The 19,195-nt window shown below is 69.0% G+C and carries 17 protein-coding genes; 3 read left to right on the top strand and 14 right to left on the bottom strand.

All coding sequences use genetic code 11. The features are described from left to right. The 6 genes from A6A25_RS26325 to A6A25_RS45785 form a co-directional block, all read right to left on the bottom strand. Positions 1-924, bottom strand: a complete 924-nt coding sequence (locus A6A25_RS26325) for a type II secretion system F family protein (RefSeq protein ID WP_073894439.1) — start codon at positions 922-924, stop codon at positions 1-3. Then, a complete protein-coding gene (locus A6A25_RS26320; protein WP_380733843.1) occupies positions 912-2,285 on the bottom strand; it encodes a CpaF family protein in 1,374 nt (457 codons plus the stop codon). The genes A6A25_RS26325 and A6A25_RS26320 overlap by 13 nt, the downstream gene beginning before the upstream one ends. 101 nt (positions 2,286-2,386) lie before the next feature. Further along, entirely contained in the window at positions 2,387-3,289 is a 903-nt protein-coding gene (locus A6A25_RS26315) for a MinD/ParA family ATP-binding protein (protein WP_073894434.1), read from the bottom strand. Then, on the bottom strand, positions 3,289-3,999 hold the full coding sequence (locus A6A25_RS26310; protein WP_073894431.1) for a hypothetical protein: 711 nt from the start codon (positions 3,997-3,999) through the stop codon (positions 3,289-3,291). Before A6A25_RS26310 ends, A6A25_RS26315 begins: the two co-directional genes overlap by 1 nt. A gap of 125 nt (positions 4,000-4,124) precedes the next feature. Continuing rightward, positions 4,125-4,985 carry a hypothetical protein gene (locus tag A6A25_RS26305; protein WP_073894428.1) on the bottom strand — a complete coding sequence of 287 codons (861 nt, stop codon included), beginning with the start codon at positions 4,983-4,985 and terminating at the stop codon, positions 4,125-4,127. Then, a complete protein-coding gene (locus A6A25_RS45785) occupies positions 4,979-5,566 on the bottom strand; it encodes a hypothetical protein (RefSeq protein WP_241828924.1) in 588 nt (195 codons plus the stop codon). Before A6A25_RS45785 ends, A6A25_RS26305 begins: the two co-directional genes overlap by 7 nt. Positions 5,567-5,827: 261 nt before the next feature. Between A6A25_RS45785 and A6A25_RS26295 the strand changes: the two genes are divergently transcribed. Further along, the gene (locus A6A25_RS26295; protein WP_083668691.1) at positions 5,828-6,463 is read left to right on the top strand and encodes a prepilin peptidase; all 636 of its coding nucleotides are present in this window, start codon (positions 5,828-5,830) and stop codon (positions 6,461-6,463) included. On the opposite strand, the gene A6A25_RS26290 is transcribed toward A6A25_RS26295, so the two are convergent. The 4 genes from A6A25_RS26290 to A6A25_RS43365 all read right to left on the bottom strand — a co-directional run bounded on the left by A6A25_RS26290 (position 6,440) and on the right by A6A25_RS43365 (position 9,707). Further along, a complete protein-coding gene (locus A6A25_RS26290; RefSeq protein ID WP_073894426.1) occupies positions 6,440-6,889 on the bottom strand; it encodes a winged helix-turn-helix transcriptional regulator in 450 nt (149 codons plus the stop codon). The genes A6A25_RS26295 and A6A25_RS26290 overlap by 24 nt on opposite strands. Positions 6,890-6,915: 26 nt before the next feature. Continuing rightward, on the bottom strand, positions 6,916-7,512 hold the full coding sequence (locus tag A6A25_RS26285; RefSeq protein WP_143193427.1) for a GGDEF domain-containing protein: 597 nt from the start codon (positions 7,510-7,512) through the stop codon (positions 6,916-6,918). A gap of 260 nt (positions 7,513-7,772) precedes the next feature. Then, complete coding sequence (locus tag A6A25_RS26280; RefSeq protein ID WP_073894538.1) at positions 7,773-8,612, bottom strand: SDR family NAD(P)-dependent oxidoreductase; 840 nt, start codon at positions 8,610-8,612, stop codon at positions 7,773-7,775. 63 nt (positions 8,613-8,675) lie between these two features. Beyond that, the gene (locus A6A25_RS43365) at positions 8,676-9,707 is read right to left on the bottom strand and encodes a GAF domain-containing protein (RefSeq protein ID WP_073894420.1); all 1,032 of its coding nucleotides are present in this window, start codon (positions 9,705-9,707) and stop codon (positions 8,676-8,678) included. A gap of 369 nt (positions 9,708-10,076) precedes the next feature. On the opposite strand from A6A25_RS43365, the gene A6A25_RS26270 reads away from it, so the two are divergent. Beyond that, positions 10,077-10,478 carry a zinc finger protein gene (locus tag A6A25_RS26270; RefSeq protein WP_083668689.1) on the top strand — a complete coding sequence of 134 codons (402 nt, stop codon included), beginning with the start codon at positions 10,077-10,079 and terminating at the stop codon, positions 10,476-10,478. An 88-nt stretch (positions 10,479-10,566) separates the two neighbouring features. Here A6A25_RS26270 and A6A25_RS26265 read toward each other — a convergent pair whose 3' ends face one another. From A6A25_RS26265 to fxlM, 4 genes are read right to left on the bottom strand one after another with little or no spacing between them, the layout of a single operon-like run. Further along, complete coding sequence (locus tag A6A25_RS26265) at positions 10,567-11,841, bottom strand: lanthionine synthetase C family protein (RefSeq protein ID WP_073894414.1); 1,275 nt, start codon at positions 11,839-11,841, stop codon at positions 10,567-10,569. Next, complete coding sequence (locus A6A25_RS26260) at positions 11,838-15,020, bottom strand: lantibiotic dehydratase (RefSeq protein ID WP_083668688.1); 3,183 nt, start codon at positions 15,018-15,020, stop codon at positions 11,838-11,840. Before A6A25_RS26260 ends, A6A25_RS26265 begins: the two co-directional genes overlap by 4 nt. After that, positions 15,017-15,211, bottom strand: coding sequence for an FxLD family lanthipeptide (locus A6A25_RS26255; RefSeq protein WP_143193426.1), 195 nt, complete (start codon positions 15,209-15,211; stop codon positions 15,017-15,019). The genes A6A25_RS26260 and A6A25_RS26255 overlap by 4 nt, the downstream gene beginning before the upstream one ends. 16 nt (positions 15,212-15,227) lie before the next feature. Then, positions 15,228-16,493, bottom strand: coding sequence for a methyltransferase, FxLD system (gene fxlM / locus A6A25_RS26250; RefSeq protein WP_073894406.1), 1,266 nt, complete (start codon positions 16,491-16,493; stop codon positions 15,228-15,230). A 1,295-nt stretch (positions 16,494-17,788) separates the two neighbouring features. On the opposite strand from fxlM, the gene A6A25_RS26245 reads away from it, so the two are divergent. Continuing rightward, positions 17,789-19,156 carry a helix-turn-helix domain-containing protein gene (locus A6A25_RS26245; protein ID WP_073894403.1) on the top strand — a complete coding sequence of 456 codons (1,368 nt, stop codon included), beginning with the start codon at positions 17,789-17,791 and terminating at the stop codon, positions 19,154-19,156. The last annotated feature ends 39 nt before the right edge of the window (positions 19,157-19,195 follow it).

Below are 19,195 nucleotides of genomic sequence, written 5' to 3'. Positions count from 1 at the left end.
TCACTCCTGCCTCGCGGTGACGAGACCCTGTGCCGGGCTGGTTGCCGGGTCCTGGTCGGCGGTGGAGAGGAAGCGGTCGGGCTGGGCGACGCGGGCGATGCGGTTGAGCCACGCGAACCCGGCGGCGAAGAGCGCTCCGATGCCCAGGAGCACGATCTGCCCGGCGGCGCTGTCGTAGGCGCCCATGTAGTCGCGGTTGAGCAGGACCACGGCGACGGCGAAGGCCAGGGTGGTGCCGACGATGACGCGCACCGAGGTGCGGGTGCGGGCGCGTCCGGCCTCAACGCGCATCCGCATCGAGGCTTGACCGCGGGCGGCGTCGGCCAGCGAGCCGAGCAGTTCGGCGAGCTGGCGGGTCTGTTGTTCGGCGGCCAGCAGCAGGGCGGCGATGACCAGGTCGCCGACCGGGTCGTCCAGGCGTTCACCCAGGCGACGTAGGGCGGGCGCGAGCCGGTCGCCGTTCTCGATCCCGGCGGCGAGCTCGCCGACCTCGCCGCGGATGGCCGTGGGCGCCAGCGGCGCTGTGGCGAGGATGGCCTGCTCGAGCCCGGCGGCGGCTGACAGGGTGTCGCGCAGCATCTCGGTCCAAGTGGCCACGGCCTCGATCCGTGCGACTCGGCGGGCGTGCTCGGGGTCGCGGCCGAGCACCCTGGGCAGTGCCCAGGCGGCGAGCCCGGCTAGGACGGCGCCGACGACCCAGCCGGTGAGCAGCCCGGTTACCACCCCGGCGGTCACGGCGAGCGCGATCCGCAGGCTGCGGTGCTGGTCGACGGTTCCGGCCGCGCGGGTCCGGGTGCGGCGGTGGCGCCGTCGGTCGGGTCCGCGCCAGCCGAGGACCATCAGCAGCAGGCCGAGCCCGGTGCCGACGCCGAGCAGCGCCGCGGTGGCCGTGGTGGGGCTCAAGGTGATGTTCACGGTCCCCACCAGCCCTCGGGGTTCTCCATTACACCGGGGTCGAAGCCGACGTCGGCCAGGTCGTCGAGGGTGTCGCTGCGCAGTGCTCCGGCGGCGGGGCGGGCGCGGCGGTCGGGGCCGGGGCGGTAGACCTCGTTGGAGATGACCTGCGGGCCGTCGGCGCCGACGACCTCGCGGATCGAGGACACCACGCGGGTGCGGCGGTCGGTGGCGCGGGCCAGGTGCACCACGAAGTGCACCGCGGAGGCGACCAGCAGGTTGGTGGCCTCCAGCGGTAGCCGCTCGACGCCCTGGGCGGCATAGGAGGCCAGCCGGGTGAACGCGATCCGCGAGGACGAGGCGTGCAGGGTGGCCATCGAGCCGTCGTTGCCCTGAGACATCGCGTTGCACATCGGGATGACCTCGGGGCCGCGGATCTCGCCGACGATCACCCGGTCCGGGCTCATCCGCAGGCCCCACCGCACCAGCTCGGCCTGGCTGATGGCACCTTCGCCTTCGACGTTGGGTTCGCGGGCTTGGAAGGCGGTCACGTCGGCGTGGATGTCCGGGTCGTGGTCCAGGCCGAGTTCGAAGGCGTCCTCGATGGTGACGATGCGCTCCAGCGGGTCCATTTCGCTGGCGAGTGCGCGCAGCAGGGTGGTCTTGCCCGCGCCGGTGCCGCCGGTGATCAGGACGTTCTTGCGGGCCTTGACCAGGGCTCGCAGGAACGCCTCCAGGCCGGGGTCCAGGGTGCCTCGGCGTCGGAGTTCGGGCAGGGTGACGGTGAGGTAGCCGTGGCGGCGGATCGACAGCGCCGTGACCCCGCCTGCGGTCAGGCCCATCACGGCGAACAACCGCTCTCCGCCGGGGAGCTGGAGGTTGACCGCCGGGGAGCCCTGGTCGAACCGCCGCTCCTGGCTGCTGGCGCGGGCGGCGAGCAGCCGGACCAGGTCGGTGAGTTCCTCGTTCGAGCCCGCGATCGGGGCGACCTGGGCGCGGCGGCCGTCGTTGTACTGGACGAACACCCGGTCGAAGCGGTTGGCGTTGATCGTCTCCACGGTCGGGTCGTCCAGCAGCGGCTGCAGTCCGGCCATGCCGAACAGCTCGTTGACGACCTCCCCGACGACACGCTGCTCGACCTCGCGGGGCAGCAGCTGCCGGCCCGCGGCCAGCTCGTTCTCGGTGTGCACGCGCAGCGCCTCGTCGAGGATGCCGCGCGCCAGCTCGCGCCGGGCCTCGCGGGTGGCGGTCGTCCCGGTGCGGTCCTGCTGATCGGCCACCCGCTGCGGAAGCTCGGCGTTCAACCGCTCCCGCAGGTGCTGCCGCAGCCGCGTCGTAGCGGCCGACAGGTCAGCCGTGTCCTCGTCGGTGCTCCAACCCAGCGGCGGCACACCAGCGTCGGGGCCAGGTGCGGCGCTGCCGAACGGGGCCGCGCCGGACGGCTGGTGGGGGCGCAGCGGCACCGGTGCCGGGTACTGGTTGGTCGGGTACGTCACGACGCCTGCCCTCCCTGCTGCTCGCGGTGGTCGGTGGCGGGGCTGGGTGCGACGCGGACACCGTTGGACGAGACCGCGCCGGGTGGCACACCCGGAACCGAGCGCAGGACCGGGATCTGCGTCAGCGGCTCAGGGGGCCGGGGCTGAGTTCGGGCGGCCGGTGTGCGCTCGCGGGTGGCCAGTTCGGTGGCGACGCGGTGAGCGAAGCGGCCGAGCGCCGAATGCGCGGGGCCGCTGCGCCCCCGGCGCAGCATGTTGGGCCGTCCGCACAGCACGGCCGCGCCGTTCGGGTCGTCGGGCACGCGCCCCAGCGGCGGCACGCCGAGTTCGCGGGTGACCTCGGCGGTGGAATAGCCCTCGCCCACCAGCAGCAGCACCGGGTTCGGGCTCCACCGGCCGACCGTGGGCAGCCGGCGCGGCAGATGCGCGAGGTCGTCGGCGTGAGCCCGCGACAGCAGCACAACCGCGTCGGAAGCACGCACGATCGGCAGAGCGGGCGAGCCGGGGTCCACGCGCCCGCAGTCGACGATGACCACCGTGCCCGGCTGGTTGGCCGCCGCCCGCAGCACACCCAGGCCGCTGGTTGGGTCGGGAGCCAAGGCCGACAGCGCCGCGCGGGCCTGGTCGGCATCGGGTGGGGCGGAGATCACCGGCAGGCCGCCGGGAAGCTGCTGGGTGTGCCGCCACACCAGGTCGGCGTCGCCGCCTCGGCGCGCGGCGGCGGCCAGGCTCACCAGGCCCGGTGTCGAGGACAGCGAGAACCGCAAGCCGAGATCGCCACCGGAAGGATCGGCCTCGACCACCAGAGCGCGTGCCGGAGCGGGCCAGCGGGCGGCCAAGGCCACGGCCAGCGTGGTGGCGCCCGGTGAGCCCTTCAGGGACAGGACCGAGACCAACATCAGCGACCTCCAGCGGAGAGCATCACGATCGACAACTGACCGGCCGGCACCGCGGCGACCTGGCGTGCAGCTGCCTCGGACAGCTGCACCGAGACCACGGTGTTCTGGTCGTTCGCCGGGGTGGTCACACTGGTCACCACCGCAGGCCAGACCATGCCTCCATCGGCGGGCGGACTGGTCGCGGTTCCGGCCTGGCCGGGCACGAACACCACCGACACCCGCGCTCCCGGACCGACTTCCGCAGGGACCTGGCCCGGCTTCAGGGCGAGGGCGGCGATGGCCTGCCCGTTCGTGGGCAGCGCGGCGCCGCCGAGGGCGTCCGGGGTGAGCAGCGCCCCGGCCGACAAGCTGGTGGCCATCAGCCTGCCGACCACGGTGACCGCCTGGTCCGCGCCGACGACCGCGACGCCGGGATCGACCGCGACGTTGACCTGCCGCAGGTCCTGCGTGGTCAGCACGTGCCCGACCTGCACGCCGCGGGCCAGCGCGAGCACGGCTTGCCGATCTCCGGAGTTCAGCGAGATCAGCACGAAGCCGCCCACACAGGCCAGGACGAGCAGCATGCCGAGCAGCAGGTACGGCATGCTGCGGCGACGTCCTGTGGTGCGCAACCGCGAGGCGAAAGACTTCTTGCCGTCGTTGGCCCAGGGCCCGGTGGCCGCACTCGCGGCTCGGTTGGCATCGGGCTGGATCGTGGTGTCGGTACTCACGCCGGTACCTCCAAAAGGCATGGGGGTAGTGCGCCGCGTCGCCAGAGGATCGTCAGCGAGCGGAACAGGTGGCCATCGCTTTGTGGGCTATGTGGGGATGCCGCGCCACGAGACAGTGGTGTTGGTCAGCCGCCGCCGTTGTTGAGCGCCTGCGACTCCGCCACGCGGAAGGTCACGTTGCCCGTCGTGGTCATGTCCGGGAACGTCCCGCCCTGACCCGCACCCGACCAGGTCACCGTCCAGTGCACGGTCGCCGTCACCGGGTACGCCTGCCCCGGCTGACTCGCCGACGAACGGCGGTAGACGTGTCCGCAGTCCGGCGACGGCGCCTTGGGATCTGCGCCTGCCTTGTACGACGTTCCCGCACCCGTGCAGGTCACGGTCGAGCCGTCACCCATCGACCACGTCACCGACGTCGGAGCCGCGACTACCGTCACCGACACACCCGGAACCGACGCGATCGCCGACACCTCCTGCCAACCACCGCTCAACCACAACCACGTCGGCAGGTTGACCAACTGCATTTCGACGGGGTTGGCCGCGATCACGACCGAAGGCAACCGCAAACGGTTGCGCGCGATGGAGGCCACCTGCTCCGGCGACAGCGCCGGTTGCGCACCATCACCAGGCACCCACACAGGACCGTGGGACAGCGGATCCTTGCCATCCGGCGAGCACAACACCATGAACCAGCCACCAGGTTCCTGAGGCTGACCGTCTGATGGTTGATAGTCGACCTGCACATGCCGACACTCGGGTTCGCCGGCGGTCGAGTCGTCTCCCGAGCCAGTGTGACCGGGCTTGTGGGCATCGCCTGCCTGGTTGCCGTCCTGGCCGGACGTGCCCGCGTCGAGCTGGCAGTCCGGTGTCGGACTCTGGAAGCAGTCCACGTTGCCGTAGATATCGGCGAAGGCAGGTACCGAACTCGCCAACACCATCGCCAGGGCGAGGCTGGCGGCAACGCATGCGCGTTCGAAAGTCAACATGTCCCGACTCCTTGCACACCGAAGTCCGATACCTTCCACGATCCGTCAGACTGCTTCTCCACGGTCGCTTTGATGAGTCGGCGACCGCCGACACCGTCGTCGGCTGGCTGCCCGTTGTCGGCGCGATACTTCAGTGCGTTGGTGGAGTCACTGCAATCACTGACGATCACCTTGACAGGGTCTGCAGGCGGCTCCACCGAGGACACCTGTGCGTCGTGGGTCGGCGAGCCCTTGCTGACGAGCCCGTTGTAGTGATCCGCGTACAGGCCGCGGGACAAAGTCGACAGCGCGAGTCCTGTCGCGTACCGGCCCAACTCGGGTGACTGCCAGTCCGAGGTCGCCGCGGCCGCGACGAAGCCCTCCCACATGCCTCGGTAGGCCGCGAGTGCGTGGAGCTTTGCGGTGTCCGCAGGGCTTTGCGGTGCGGTGAAGCCGGCTGACGGCAAAGTCGGCCCGGCGCTGGTCATGGGGCGGTTCGTGTCCTGCTGGCTACAGGAGACGAGCCCGAGCACCGCCGCACCGGCAACGAAAGCCAGTCGGACCCGGCCACTTGGTGTGGCGATGATCTGAATGAGTGCCACAGCACACCCCGCTTCGCATCTGGACCGTATGAACCACGTGAAGCACCACTGCTAGGTCTACCCCGCGACCCGGTACTCACGTCAACGTGAGTAAGGAACTGACTTTGAAGTCAGTATGAGGCGTCAGGCGCGGCGTTCACTCTTTCGCGTTAACGTCGGTCCGATTGAGATCCTGTCGGGCGGTGCGAGTGGAAGTATCGAAGCCCCAAGGAGGAACAGTGTTGTGCGTGCTACACGACGCAGCTGAACGAGGAGTTCGCAGTGAACGGTGTCCTCCTGCCGCTGTGGGCCGGTGTCGGACTGTTGGTAGGCGCGCTCCTCGCTATTCCGACTCGACAGCTACTCGGTCTACGACCCACTGCAACGCTTTTCCTGGCATGGACTCTTGCCGCACTCACGGCAGCCGCATTCGCCATCCTCGCATGGCGGCTCGGTGAGCGATTCGATCTGCTCCCCTTCAGCGCGCTCGCTGCCGGCGGGGTCCCGCTCGGGGCAGTAGACACTCTGGAACGACGTCTGCCGAGCCGACTGCTGTTGCCGACCATCGCCGCCGTCGGATCGCTATTGCCGGCATCAGCCATCGTGAACACGCAGATGTCCAGCCTGCTTCAAGCGCTGGCAGGCATGACAATCGTCGCCGTGCTTTACCTCGGCATCGCGCTGCTCACCAGCGGAGGGCTCGGAGCGGGAGACGTCAAGCTCGGTGGCCTGCTCGGACTCGCGCTCGGCTGGCTCGGCTGGGCGGAGCTCGCCGCGGGCACCATGCTGGGATGGCTCGCTGCGGCTCTCGGTTGGTTCGTGCTGCGAGCGATGGGTCGCCTGACACGTGACTCGGTCCTGCCGTTAGGCCCTTTCCTGCTACTGGGCGCACTCCTAGTTGTCAGCTTTCCGGAATAGCTGGCCGCCAGAAGGCGGGCCTTGCGTGGCCCGGGCTCGGGGCGGATGCGGTAGTCCGCATTTGTAACCGCCCGGTTGGATCTGGCTCATTGCCCAGTCGGCAACAGGGGTGAGCTTTTCGATCAAGCACTTTGCAGTCGGCGTGAGAGCGTAGGTAACCGAGCGCGGAAAGACAGCCGCTTGCTCGACACGGATGACAAGTCCATCGCGCTGCATGCGCTGCAGTGCGCGTGAGAGAATACTGTCGTGCAACGTCGAGCCGGCATCATTCTGGCTCATCTTGCGGTAGCTTTGAATCTTCGTCCGTATTTCGCTCCAGTGAAGCGGGCCTTCTGCCAACGCTGAAAAAATCGCAGCGTCCCACTTCCCCCCAAGCAGCCTGAACACCTCGTGCAAGGCCGCGAACGAGCTCGCTTCGTCCCTCATCAGAGTTCCACGCCCACCGGTATCAGTCATCGATCGTCACCCCGCCGTGATCCCACCGCACATGCCTCTGCCTGACCTCCGTCCTCTTTGGATGCCAGCAGCGCGGCATCGGCAGCCAGCACCAGCTCTCCAAGTACCGGTGCGGCGTCGGTGAGGGCAACACCGATTGATGCCGACAGCCCAGCCACGTGTGCCGCCGCCACTCCGTTCACGGTGGTCACTGCCACGACCAGCTCCCGGATCCCTCTCGCGATGCGCTGCGCAACCTCTCGTGCGTCCGTGACACCGCAGCGGGTGAGCAGCACGACGAACTCATCGCCCCCGTACCTGCCGATCAAGTCACCATGGCGCGTCGCCGAGCGCAGCACGTCGGCCACGGCCGCGAGCACCATGTCACCGGCGAGGTGCCCGTACCGGTCGTTGATCACTTTGAACCGGTTGAGATCGATGAACAGCAAGGCACCCTGCCTCGGACCGCTCATTCGTGCGAGTGCTTGGGTGGCGGCATCCTGCCAACTGCGCCAGGTCAACAGCCCGGTGCGGTCGTCGAGCGCCCACCTGCCGTCGACCGAGGTGCCGCACATCCAGCACCGCGCCGAGGAGTGCTTGCCGTCCTCCTTCACCACTGAAGCGAACACGTGCCGCGACCAGCGCAGCAACGCGCCACAGGGCCTATCACGATGACTACTGGAAAGTGACGTTCGCCAAGACACGCTGATCCCCGATCATGCCGGAGGCCGCCCGCACAGCTGGCCTCACCACTGCAGTTCAGGGATCAGCTCGATGGCGACAGAGCCAACCCAACCGGCACACGCCGATTAGCCCAGGCTAGGCAGTGACGCCGGTCACGTCAACCGCTGCGGCCCGTTACCGGCAGTTCTCGTCACCTGCGGCGTGCGCCCTTGCGCAGCCTCAGCAAGCGGTCCGCCGCCGGCATCAAGTTCTGGTAGAAGGCGCCCGCAACATGCGCGAGCGCCGCTACCAGACGTGCGTCGGACCCGACCAGGACGCGCGCCCGTCGGCGCTCGACCCCGCGCAGAATGATCACTGCCGCCTGCTCCGGCTCGGTGCGCGCGACTCGCGTTTCGAAGTTCGTCGTTGCGGCGTCCCGGTTCTCGCTGGCTGCGAAGAGGCCGTTGCGGACGATCGAGGTTCGAACACCACCTGGGTACACGCATGTCACCGAAACAGGGTGCCGGGCAAGGGCCATCTCCTGCCGCAGTGATTCGGTGAACCCGCGAACGGCGAACTTTGACGAATTGTAGGCACTGTATTTCGGGGTGGCTATCAAGCCGAAGGCGCTGGAGAAGGTCACGATGTGGCCGCTCGTCGAGGTGACAACGTAGGGGAGGAACGCCTTGACGGTATGCACCGTACCTCGCCAGTTCACGGCCATGACCCGCTCGAAGTCCGAAATGTCGGAGTCAAGGAGGCTGCCGCGGTGGATGATCCCGGCGACCGCGAACACGGCGTCGACCCCGCCGAACTCGCCGTCGACCGCCGTCGCGAAGTGCTGCATGGCAGCCCAGTCGGTCACGTCGACCGTCTCGGCCCGCACGCGCACCCCGGCCCGTTCGCAATGACGTGCGGTATCCGCCACGGCTGCACCGTCCTGGTCGGACAACGCCACATGCGCGCCTCGTCGCGACAGTTCGACAGCCAGTGCCCTCCCGATCCCCGAGCCCGCGCCAGTGATCACGGCGACCTTGCCGTCGAAGCTCATCGTCACCCTAACCTTCCGTCGAAACACTGCCCGGAGAAAGTCGTCCCTAGGTTCGCGGCGGTCTTATTCGACCTTGTCGCCGTCGGGCATGGTGAGAGTCACCATAGCTGCGGTGGTGTGTTGGTCAAGCAGCATGAGTGCCGCAGTGGCGGTCACCCGAATCCACTCGCCATCCTCCGCACGGAGGCGCAGTGAACCGCGTGCGCGACCGCTGGCGGCAAGTGCGTTGGACATTCCGACCGCAGTAACGAGATCCTGTCGGTGGATGCCTGGCCTGTGGGGCGTGTCGAGCTTCCAGGCGATCCCTGGCAACGGGTCATCGAGCCATCGCAGCAGCCGCATCGTGCGCAGATCCACAATCGCACGCCACCGACCAGGCGTCGCCTCCGCTGCCACAACCTGCTGAGCCAGCAGTACCGGCGTCGAGGGCGGCGCCGTCGGTACACTCTCCGCCGGGCCGATGTCGTGTGTAATTCCCCGGACTATCAGCTCGATCTCGCCTCTGGCAGTAGGTGCCTCGACACACCGGCAGGCAAAATGCGCGGCACGGCGCACTCCGTCGTCTCGTTTCACCGTCCACGTCGCATGGTGCTCCGATCCGACCGTCGCGTTGACGAGCAGGGCGAGTGCCTTCGACTCGTCTGAATTTGTTTGCAGTCGTCCGTAGGCGAAAAGCTCCGCCAGGTCGTGTTCGTTTCTCCAGTTCTCGGCTTTTGTTCCGTAGAGGCGGAGTAGGTCATCCGACCTGCTGCTGATGTGCCTCGTGATATTAATGTGCCATGCGCCTGTGGGATTCCGGGCCGGTGGCTCCTCGTTAACTTTGCCCACCCACGCGTGCACGCCGTGGACACGGCCACCGTACGTTTTCACGGGATGGCCGACTACCCGGCGCTTTCCCGTTGTGGTGGCGGCCTCTGCCGGTGATCCGGTTTCAACCACTCGCGCAATCAGGGGGAGAACATCCGCGAGGAAGGGGCCGCGACCGAGGATCGCGCGTAGCGGAACCATGTTCCTCGGGCTGCTTCCGACAGCTATCACCGTCGGTTCGCGGCGGTGGCCACCGAAGGTCTCGATCAACAGCCAGTCTGTTGCCAACGCTCCGTCACCCCCGATCGAAGGTCGGGCCAAGCCAGGCACCCCGCCAGGGAGCCTATCGCCACGAGACAGCCCGCGCTCGATCACGGACAACCGGATGGGTCGACGGCGTCGATCCGTCTGCGATCGTGAGCCGGTCGTGCAGGCAGCTTCCGCTTGTGGCGCGCCGCGGTTCATCGCGGGGAATCCAACGACAGTCACCGCAGGCTGAACTGTCCGGCGGCCCGCACCTGCAGACACACAGCGCTATCGAGGTCACACGTCCCGGTCCGCTTACGTCATTATCGGCCAAGGACCGTTGACTGCCGCACCGAACAGAGCGTTCATGGACCCACGGCATTGCAGCAGACATCGAATTCCAACGACGCGATGATTTCTCGATGCTTCGTCGTCGGTACTTGGAGGTCCACTGTGGGTACGCGCGCATTCCGATGGTTTCCACACGATGGATACCGTCACGCCCTCGACGACACGCTCGTGCCAGGTGACACCGGCTCCACCCTTTGTGGTGAATCGGTCGTCATCCCACGCACTCCACAGCCCGCTTACCCGAACTGGTGCTGGCCGACATGCGCAACCTGCGACGCGTCATGGCGTGAACATGAAGGCATTCCCGCATTCCCTTGTGTCGCCACATCCGTGAAGCGACCTGGCGCTTCACATCACACCTCGGCAAAACCATATTTGCCCGAGACCGAACGGAGTGCGGTTCCGTCGGGTCCGGTAGTCGACGACGTCAACAAGGAGCGCCAGACCGATGCGAGCCGGTGACGACTCGTTTGTTCGATCTGCTTCAAAGGTTTCGTCGTAGGGTGCGAGTGTGTGATCGTCGCGATCTCGATGACTATTGCGGAACTGGTTACGCGATCAACAGACAGCGGTCCCAGATGGTGTCGCTTCGGGGATCGACGAGAGCGTGCAAGGCCAGCGCGAGGCCGCTAATGCCGTCGAGAAGTCCTCGTGGGGTCTCGGCTGCCCAGTCCTCAGGGCCGATTTTTGCCACGTAGTCGGCGAGTGCATTGGTCAGGCGAGGATCCGTGGCGTCATCGGCTGCGCGGATAAGGACCGCGAGGAACCCTCCGAGGCCGTGGCACAGGCCGGGTTCTGTGATGCGTGATGTCTGGGCAGAGTCACGCAGACAGGCGAGGAGTGCAGTTTCAGCGACTTGGCGGCGTCGAGTGTCGTGGGTGGCGACCGCGGCGAGTTGTTGGGCGCGGGCGATGCCGGGTGTGCCATAGCACCAGGACGGGCGGCGTGGGGTCGAATGGCGGGAGCGGCCGGTGCGGTGCTCGTCCAGGGTGAGGATTTCAGGCCAGTAGGAGCCGGTGGCGCCGCCTTGGCGCCAGGCGTCGAGCCAGGTGCAGATTCGGTTGATGGCATCGAGTTGGCCGTCGACGACGATGTCCTGGCGGGTGGCCATCGCGAGCAGAGCGAGGGGGCCGGTGATGCCGTGGGCCATGCCGAGATTGGCGTGGCCGTCGGGGTGTTGTTCGGGGTGTCGGCGGTCGGGGCCGTGGTGGGTCCACCAGCCTGGCAGGTCGTCGTCGCGTACCAGCGGGAGGGTCAGGCGCACGAGGTAGGCCAGTACGTCGGCAGTGACGGGGTGGTCCGGGTGGCGGCGTAGGTGGTGGGCGCCCAGTCCGGTGAGGCCGCGCAGCACGTCGTACTCGGCGAAGCCTGGGCGTTGACGTTGGTTGATGCGATGGTGGGCGGCGTCGAGGCGTCGCCGGGTGAGATCTAGTACGGCGGTGTCGAGGGTGTTCAGGGCGCGGGCGTACGCGCCCGGGGTGTCTGCGGCGGTGTGGAGGGCGAAGGCCAGTGCGGGTGCGCCGTGGAACAGGCCGCTGTGCTCATCAGCCGCGACCCCGCTGGCCGCGGCGCAGGCCAGCCAGGCGTGAGCCAGGGCTGGGTCGCCGTGGCCGCTGCGGGCGCGGGCCAAGTGCAGCAGCGCGATGCCGGCGGCGCCGTCGGCCAGCGACGAGGCGCTGGCCGTATCCATCGTGTCAGCAAGCCACCCAGCGGGGTCGGCGAATTGGTCGGCCACATCGGCGGCCAGCGCCGCCAACGCCTCGGGGACAGCGAGGCGGTGATCGTGGGTCGGGGTGTGCGGTGGTTGGGTGGACGCGGTGCTCACGAGCTGCTCCTGATGCGGGCGCGGTGGCCCAGGGCGACGGCGCGGGCCAGACGGTGGGCGAGTCGTTCGGCGTCGCGGTCCAGACCGAGGCTGCGGACGCAGTGCAGGTGCAACAAGGCAGGCAGGACGGCGTCCGTGTCGACATCGGCGCTGCGGCGCAGGTCAGCGTAGAAGGCCAAGGCGTGTCGGCGTCGGCGGATCACGAGATCGTCGTCCTGGCGGACCGGTGTGGTGAGGTGGTCGAGGCTGGAGGTGGCCAGCTCGCGTGCGCGACGCAGGGTGGTGCGTGGCGGGGGTGGGGTGGTGGTGTGGTCGAGGCGGTCGACCAACCAGCGGGTGGCGGCGGCCGGATCACCAAGGAAGGCTACGACCAGGTCCACCAGGCCGGCGGCGACGGCCGCGTCCCGCTCCACACCGGCGGTGTTGCCCTGGTGCAGGACGTAAGCGGAGTCGGCGACGAACACTGCTTCGGCGGCAGCCAGAAGTGCGCCGTCGCCGAAGCGCCCGACCTCGGGCAGGTAGGTGTCGAGCTGGATCCGGCTGATCAGGCCGCGGCGGCGTAGATCGGCGCTCCAGCGCCCGACCCAAGCCATCGCCTGTGCCTGCCAGCCTGCTTCGGATGCGCTCGTGGTGGACGAGGTGGTGTCGATGGCGGGTGCCAAGCGCAGCCGAAGGTGGTCGTCGGGATCGCGGTAGGGCAGGAACCACCAGTGCGGTGGAGCGGACCAGGATGCGAGCAGGTTGGGCAGGTGGTCGCGCAGGATGCCGTGGTGCCGGTCGGGGCGGGTGTAGAGCTTGAGGTAGAGCCAGTCGCCGTGACCGGGTACGTGGGCGTGGTCGCGTCGGGTGACCGCCACGCCACGCAGTCGTGGTGCGGGCACAGGTGGGGTGTCGCGAGCCAGGGGCACGATGATCTCGTGCATGCGTCCCGCCATCCAGGCCAACTCCGTGGTGGTGGGCGCTTCGGCCAGGGTCAGGGTGGTGCGGCGGTGCAGGTCGGCGCGCAGCAGCCGCAGATGGTTCTCGTCGGTCAGCGTCAGGCGTAGTTGCCGGTCCCCGGTGCCGATCAGCACGAGGTCTGGCACGTGATTGCGGTCGCGCCAGACCTCGACTGCGGCGGCCCATCGGATGAACGGCTCCTCGGGTCCGGGGAGGTCTGCGGTGGTGAGTTTCCATCGGGCCGGGGACAGGATGGTGCGGCCGTCGCGGACGCGGGGCAGGAACGGCAGGTGACGCGCCGCGCCCCACGGGAACGGGCCGGGCAGCGCGGTCTGTCCTGCTTCCAGGTCACACAGCAGCCGCACGAGCGGGTGGGCGCGGCGGGTGAGCTCGACCGCGTTGAGCAGGTGAGGGTGCACGGCGCGGCGCTGTGACAACGAGATCAGGTGCAGGCGGCGGCTGCCGCCATGCAGGGCGAGATCGGCCAAGGGCACGCTGCGCGGCGCGGTCGCGGCCGGTGGGTGTTCACCGAGGTGCAGGACGTCGGGCAGTACGGCTGGGCTGCGGGCGATGTCGTGGGTGGTCGCGTACAGCGGCGGGCAGGACAGTTGGACCGGTAGGGCGTCAGCGACGGTGGTGGGTAGACCGCGGTAGGCGTCGGTCATGCGGTCATGGTCGACTGGGTCGAGCAAGTCCAGGAAGCGGCCGGTCATCGTCGCGGCGGCGCGCGAGGCGGTGAACACGACCAGCCGGAACCGACCCTGGGACAGCGCGTGGTGGTCGGCCGCGTGCAGGCGGAAGCCCAACTCCAGGTGGGCCGGCGGCGGCATCGCCGATCCGGTCGGGTCGGTGGCCAGGCGGGCAAGGGTGTCCTCGTCGAGGACGACTTCGGTGGCGTGGTCGCGCGCGGCGGTCCAGGCCAGCGTCAGCAGTGCTGCCTCACGATCCTCCCGAAAGGGCACAGGACGGGGCTTGTGGTCGGCGGTGTCGTGGTGGCCGTCGGGCCAACCCAATCCACGCTCGGTGTCGATCACCTCTGTCAGCGGCACCACCGCGCCGGGGCCGTAGCGTTCGATGAAGGCTTGGTGGTAGGCGCGCAGCCTCGGCGATCCGGGTGGTGCCAGGCGAGTGAGCGTGCCTGCTGCGGTCTCGGCCTCGCGTGCCACGATCTCGGGCAGCACCAGCGTGCCGCCGAAGCTCAGGTCGATCCCGAGCGGCCGGGTCACCGGTGTCAGGTTCCGCATCCTGTCGGTGATCGCCGCCGTCGTGGTGCGGGACCGGGCAGCGGCGTGGTTGAAGTCGGCTCGGATGAGGTGGTGGACGGCACGCAGTTCGTCGACCAGGTCGGTGATGGGCTCGATGTTGTGGGCGTCGTAGGCGGCCAGCCTGTCGACGAGGTGGCCGAGCGGGTCGGTGACGGTCATCGGTGCACGCAGGTCACTGCGCAGAAAGCCCGCCTCGACCAGGCTGGAGACCAGAGCCGTAATCCGGGTCGGAGCGGTGTCGGGAAACCTGTCATGCAAGGCGTTAAGCAGCTGTGCCGTGGAGACGGGTGTCGCCGTGAGCTGGTGCACCAGGCGCACCGCTGCGGTGTAGCGGATGGTGACCTCAGCGGCGGGTTCGTCCTCCAGGTCGTCCCGATCTCGGTGGGGCTGGCGCGGCGAGGTCGATGCGCCGGGCACCCATTGGCCGGTGGCGCGGCGGGCATGTGGCAGGACCAAGCGGTCGTCGCGGACGAATGCCGTGTTGTCCAGCGCCACGCTGGCCCGCAGCAGCAGCTCCGAGGTTCCCTCCAGCACAGTCACGGCCGCGTGCAGCCACTCGGCGCCGACGCGGATGGTGTGCCGTGTCATGTCCAGATCCGGCAATCGGTGGTCGGTGCCGAAGCGGGCGGGAGCGATGCCGGCGAACAGACCCAACGGAGTGGCTCGGGTCATGCGGGATCGGTAGCGCAGCACGGCCTCGCCCAGCCGTAGGTAGCGGGCGGGGCGAAGCCGTGCTCCGGCGACGACCTTGGCGATCTGCTCGGCCAGCGACGGGCTGGCCAGCTGGACCGCGGCGATGAAGTCGACGTCGTCGGCAACATGCCGCGCCCACCGCTGCCATGCCGCCGGGTCGGCGTCCTCCGGCGGTGGGCTGGTGTGGAGATGCCCGTCCGCCGGGCGGGAGGCGATCCGCACCATGGCGGCGTCGACGACCCGGAACCTCGGCGTGGCAGCGGTGGGTGCGGACATGGTCATCCGCCGTCGGTGCAGCTGTTCGAACAGGCGCTCTCGCAGGTCTGCCCGCACCCGTCGTCGGTGTGGCAGTTGGTGCCGGAGTTCCACACCTGGCCGGGCTGTGCCGTGGTTCGGGTGGGCACGACCTCGATGTCGAGGTCGAACGGATCTCCGGTGACCGGGGCGGTACCTGGTTCGAGCATGGTTGTCATGCCGGTTTCCCTTTCTTCAGCCGCGTGTGGCGGCGGTGTGGTCTGCGTGGTCAGCGCTGGTGGGCCAGGTGACGACCACGCGGGTGTGGCGGCGGTCCATGACGAACCCCGAGGGCAGCGCCTCGTCCGGGGTCGCGGCGGGGTAAACGGTGATGTTGGCGCGGTGCCCGCTGTGGCGGTGTTCCCGGTCCCAGGTGCGGATGTCGGCCACGATCTGGTCCGCCAGCTGCGCGGCGTCGGGGCCATGCGCGAAGACGCCGAACTCGGCGCGGTCGGTGTCGGGAACGCGGCGGGTGACCCGGTAGGCGAAGCCGGTGTCGCTGTAACGCGTGGGCGCACCCCATCGCGCCCAGCCGCTCACCAACTTGGCGTCGACGGCGGGCTTCAGCGCCTGGAGCAGTCCGAACCGTCCGGGCCGGGTGGCCAGGAACAGGTCCAGGTCGTCGAACGGCTCCGTACCGCCGACCTCGACCCCCGACCACGCCTCAGTCCGGGCGCCGCGCAGCGCGTCGGCGAGTGCCACCGGATCGGTGTCGGCCGGGCCGTCGATGCGTAGGCCGACCTGCTCGCCCTCGGCGAGGGACAGGAACGTCTCCTCGTGCGCACCCAGGCCCTGCATCGCCACGAACCCGGCCCGCTGGTGGTCACGATCCACCAGGATGCCTTCGACCTCGTCCAGCGCCACGGTGCGGGTGGTCCCGCGCATCAGCAGCGGCACCACGATCCGGCCGCCCTCGACCAGCTGCTCCCGCCACGCGGGCGGCAGGTCCCAGGCACCGACGGTGACGATGATGCGGTCGAACCGTTCCTCGTCGACGATGGGGTGCTCGGCGTCGCCATGCACTACCCGCACCGCCGGGTAACCGGCCTCGGCCAGCAGGCGCCGGGCGCGCTCGACGACATCGCCGTCGATGTCGACCGACACCACGTACCCGGTCGGGCCGACAATCTCGGCGATCAGCGCGGCGTTGTAGCCGCCGGAGCCGATCTCCAGCACCCGCATCCCGGGACGCAGGTCGGCTTGCTCCAGCATCGCCGCCTGGATCGCGGGCGCGGAGACGCTGCTCAATGCCGCACCGTCGGGGCCGCGTTTGGTCACCACGGACTTGTTGGCCGCATACGCCTGCTCCGGTGCGGCCTCCGGGGCGAACAGGTGTCGTGGGACCGCGGCGAACGCCTCGGCCACCGCGTGGGTGTGCAACGCCTTGAGCGCCCACAGTTCGTCGAGCATTCCTCGGCGCAGGTTGTCCGGGTTCGCGGCGGTGTCGTCGGGCATGGTCATCGGCGCGCCGCCTGCACGTGGTGGGACCGCATCGTCACCTGCGGGCTGGCCTGCGGTGTCGTCGGGTGGTCGATCCTGTGGGCCCTCATGGGCTGGCACTCCTTGCGGTTGAACGGTCGTGGTCGGCGAGTTCGTGCCTTAGTTGCCTGTGGCTGTCGAACCGTACTGGTGCGGTAACTCTCTGTCATCAAGTGGTGTGGTGGTGCCCGTGGCTGTCTTACCGGGTCCTCGCCGCTGGAACTTGCGTCTTCCGCAACCGGCGTTGCGGTGGTCCGGGAGGTGGGGGAACGCCGAGGAACGTTCCCCCACCTCTAGCTGCCCGCCGACAGTGCGCCCGTGGCCTGGTCGGCGGGGGTGGCGTGTCGAGCCGCGTCGGTCGGGAGCGCGGCCGGCTCGACGGCGATCAGGTGCCGGTGGGCGGTGGCCCAAGATCCGACAGCTCGGGGTGCGACCGCGTCGCCACCAGGGACGGCAGGAGCAGCGACCCTGGAAATCGGGCCGGTGTTGCTTGATCAGATCACGCACGGTCGCCATCAGCTTCGGCAGCTCGCCGGCCAGGATCGACGCCTGGGTGTCCTCGTCGCCGAGGGCAAGCAGGCGTTCGAGGTGGTCCAGGTGATCGGTGATGCCGCCGTGCAGGCTGGCGGCGAGGACTTCATCCATCGGTGGCTCCTGGCATGTCCACGGTCGGCTGGTCGAAGGTCCCTGGAGCGGGCGGCCACAGAACCGGGTGCAGGTCCAACGGCACGAGGTACCCGACGGGGATGCCCAGTGCCGCCAGTTCGCGGGACGCGGTGTCGAACGGGCCGCAGGGCCACGGCTGATCACGACACATCGCGCAGGGTGCGTGGTCCGCGGGCGGTGGCAGGTGAGCAGTGACGGCGTCAACGGCGCTACCTGCCCGGCCCAGCGGGCTGTTCACAGCCACGGGCAGTGCGACGATCGCGCGCCACGGGTCGGCCATGACGGCTACAGGTCCACGATGACCGGCGCCGTGGTGGGCAGTCGTCGGTGGCCGCTGCGCAGGGTTATGTCGCGCCCGGTGGGCAGCAGCAGTGCGTCGTTCGGGTGCAGGGTCGCGGTGACCACGGCGTCCACCTCCGCGTGAAGGATCAGAGCAGGCCAAGCGGTACGTGCTTGACGGTGCCGTACGTCTGTGGGTCGGTGGAAGACGAACAGGTGTCGTGCATCGCTGATCGCCCGCTGATCAGCGGGACTGATCGGCTTGACTGATCACAGCGGTACATCGGCTGCGGCTGCCCGCTACCGTGGCGATGGACAGTTGCGGAGGGCCCATGAACGTCACCGGCGGTGACCGGCCGATCGACCCGGTCGTCTGGCACGGCCGCGAGATGCGCGAGGCGCTCGCCCGTCGTGACATCGGCCGGGTTTACCAGCTCTTACGCCGGTTTGGGGTGTCCCAGCGGCAGATCGCCGCCTGCACGGGGCAGGGACAGTCCGAGGTCTCGGCCATCACCAACGGCCGCCAGGTCCAGGCATACGACGTGCTGGAGCGCATCGCCGACGGCCTGGGTGTTCCTCGGGGTTTCATGGGTCTGGCGTATACCGACGAGGCGGTCCAAGGCGCGGCGGCCTCATCCGGTCTCCACCGCACGAAGGACGACTTCATGCTCGAACGTCGCGGCTTCCTCGGCCTGGTCAGCAAGATCGTCATGGGGGCGGCGCTCACGCAACCCGAGTTGGACCTGCTCGCCGTGGGAAGGACCGCCACGCCGGTCCCTGAGCACGTGGGCGCGACCGACGTACTTCAGGTGCGGGCCTTGACCGCGGCACTGCGTTCCTACGACGCCGCGCACGGCGGGGGTTCCTGCCGCGACGCCATCCTCGCCCACGCCCGTTGGACGGAGTCGTTGCTGAATGCCTCGGCCGCCGACGGTGTCCGGGCTGGCCTGCTGTCGGCGATTGCGGAGGCCAAGACGCTGGCCGGGTGGACCGCGCATGATCTCGGCCTGGAAGGCGATGCCCGTCGGTGGCTTGGCCAGGCCGTTCGCGACACCCAGGACGCTGGCAACGCGGCCCACACCGCGATCGTGCTCTACCACCTGGGACGTGTTCCTCTGGACAACGACGACCCGGCCGAAGCGCTCAAGCTGTTCCAGCTGGGCCAGATCGCCGCACAGGACTCGCATTCCTCGATCGCGGTCTCCCTGCTGCTCACCCATGAAGCGCTGGCCTACGCCCACCTTGGAGACACTCGGCAGGCCATGACCGCCCTGCGCCGCGCCGAGGACGAGTACGCCCACGCCACCGACGACCAGCACCAGGAGTTCCTGAGGTTCTTCGATCCCGCCGCCTTGCAGACCAGCGCCGCTCGCATCCACAGCCGCCTCGGGCTCACCGACGCGGCGCACCGTGCACTCGCCATTGAACGTCTTCAGCGAGCACTCGACGAAGCACCCGCCAACCGCGTGCGCCAACGCGCGTTCAACCTCGCCTGGCTGGCCACCTGCACCCTCGCCGAAGGCGATCTTGCCACCGGCGTCGAGCTCGGCACCCAAGCCCTCGACGCCGTGCGGGTCATCCAGTCAACCAGGCTGCTCGACCACCTCAAACCGCTGGAGGAGGTGACCGGACGGCACGGTGGTACCAGCGACGTGCGGCAACTTCACCACGAAGTTCGGCTACTGCGCTCAGCCGCCTAATTTCCGTACTTTGGCGAACGTCCCGTATCAACGCCGGTC

Origin of the sequence: Saccharothrix sp. CB00851, assembly GCF_001905065.1 — a bacterium.
Lineage (GTDB): Bacteria > Actinomycetota > Actinomycetes > Mycobacteriales > Pseudonocardiaceae > Actinosynnema.
This window is presented reverse-complemented; position numbering and strand designations above follow the sequence as displayed.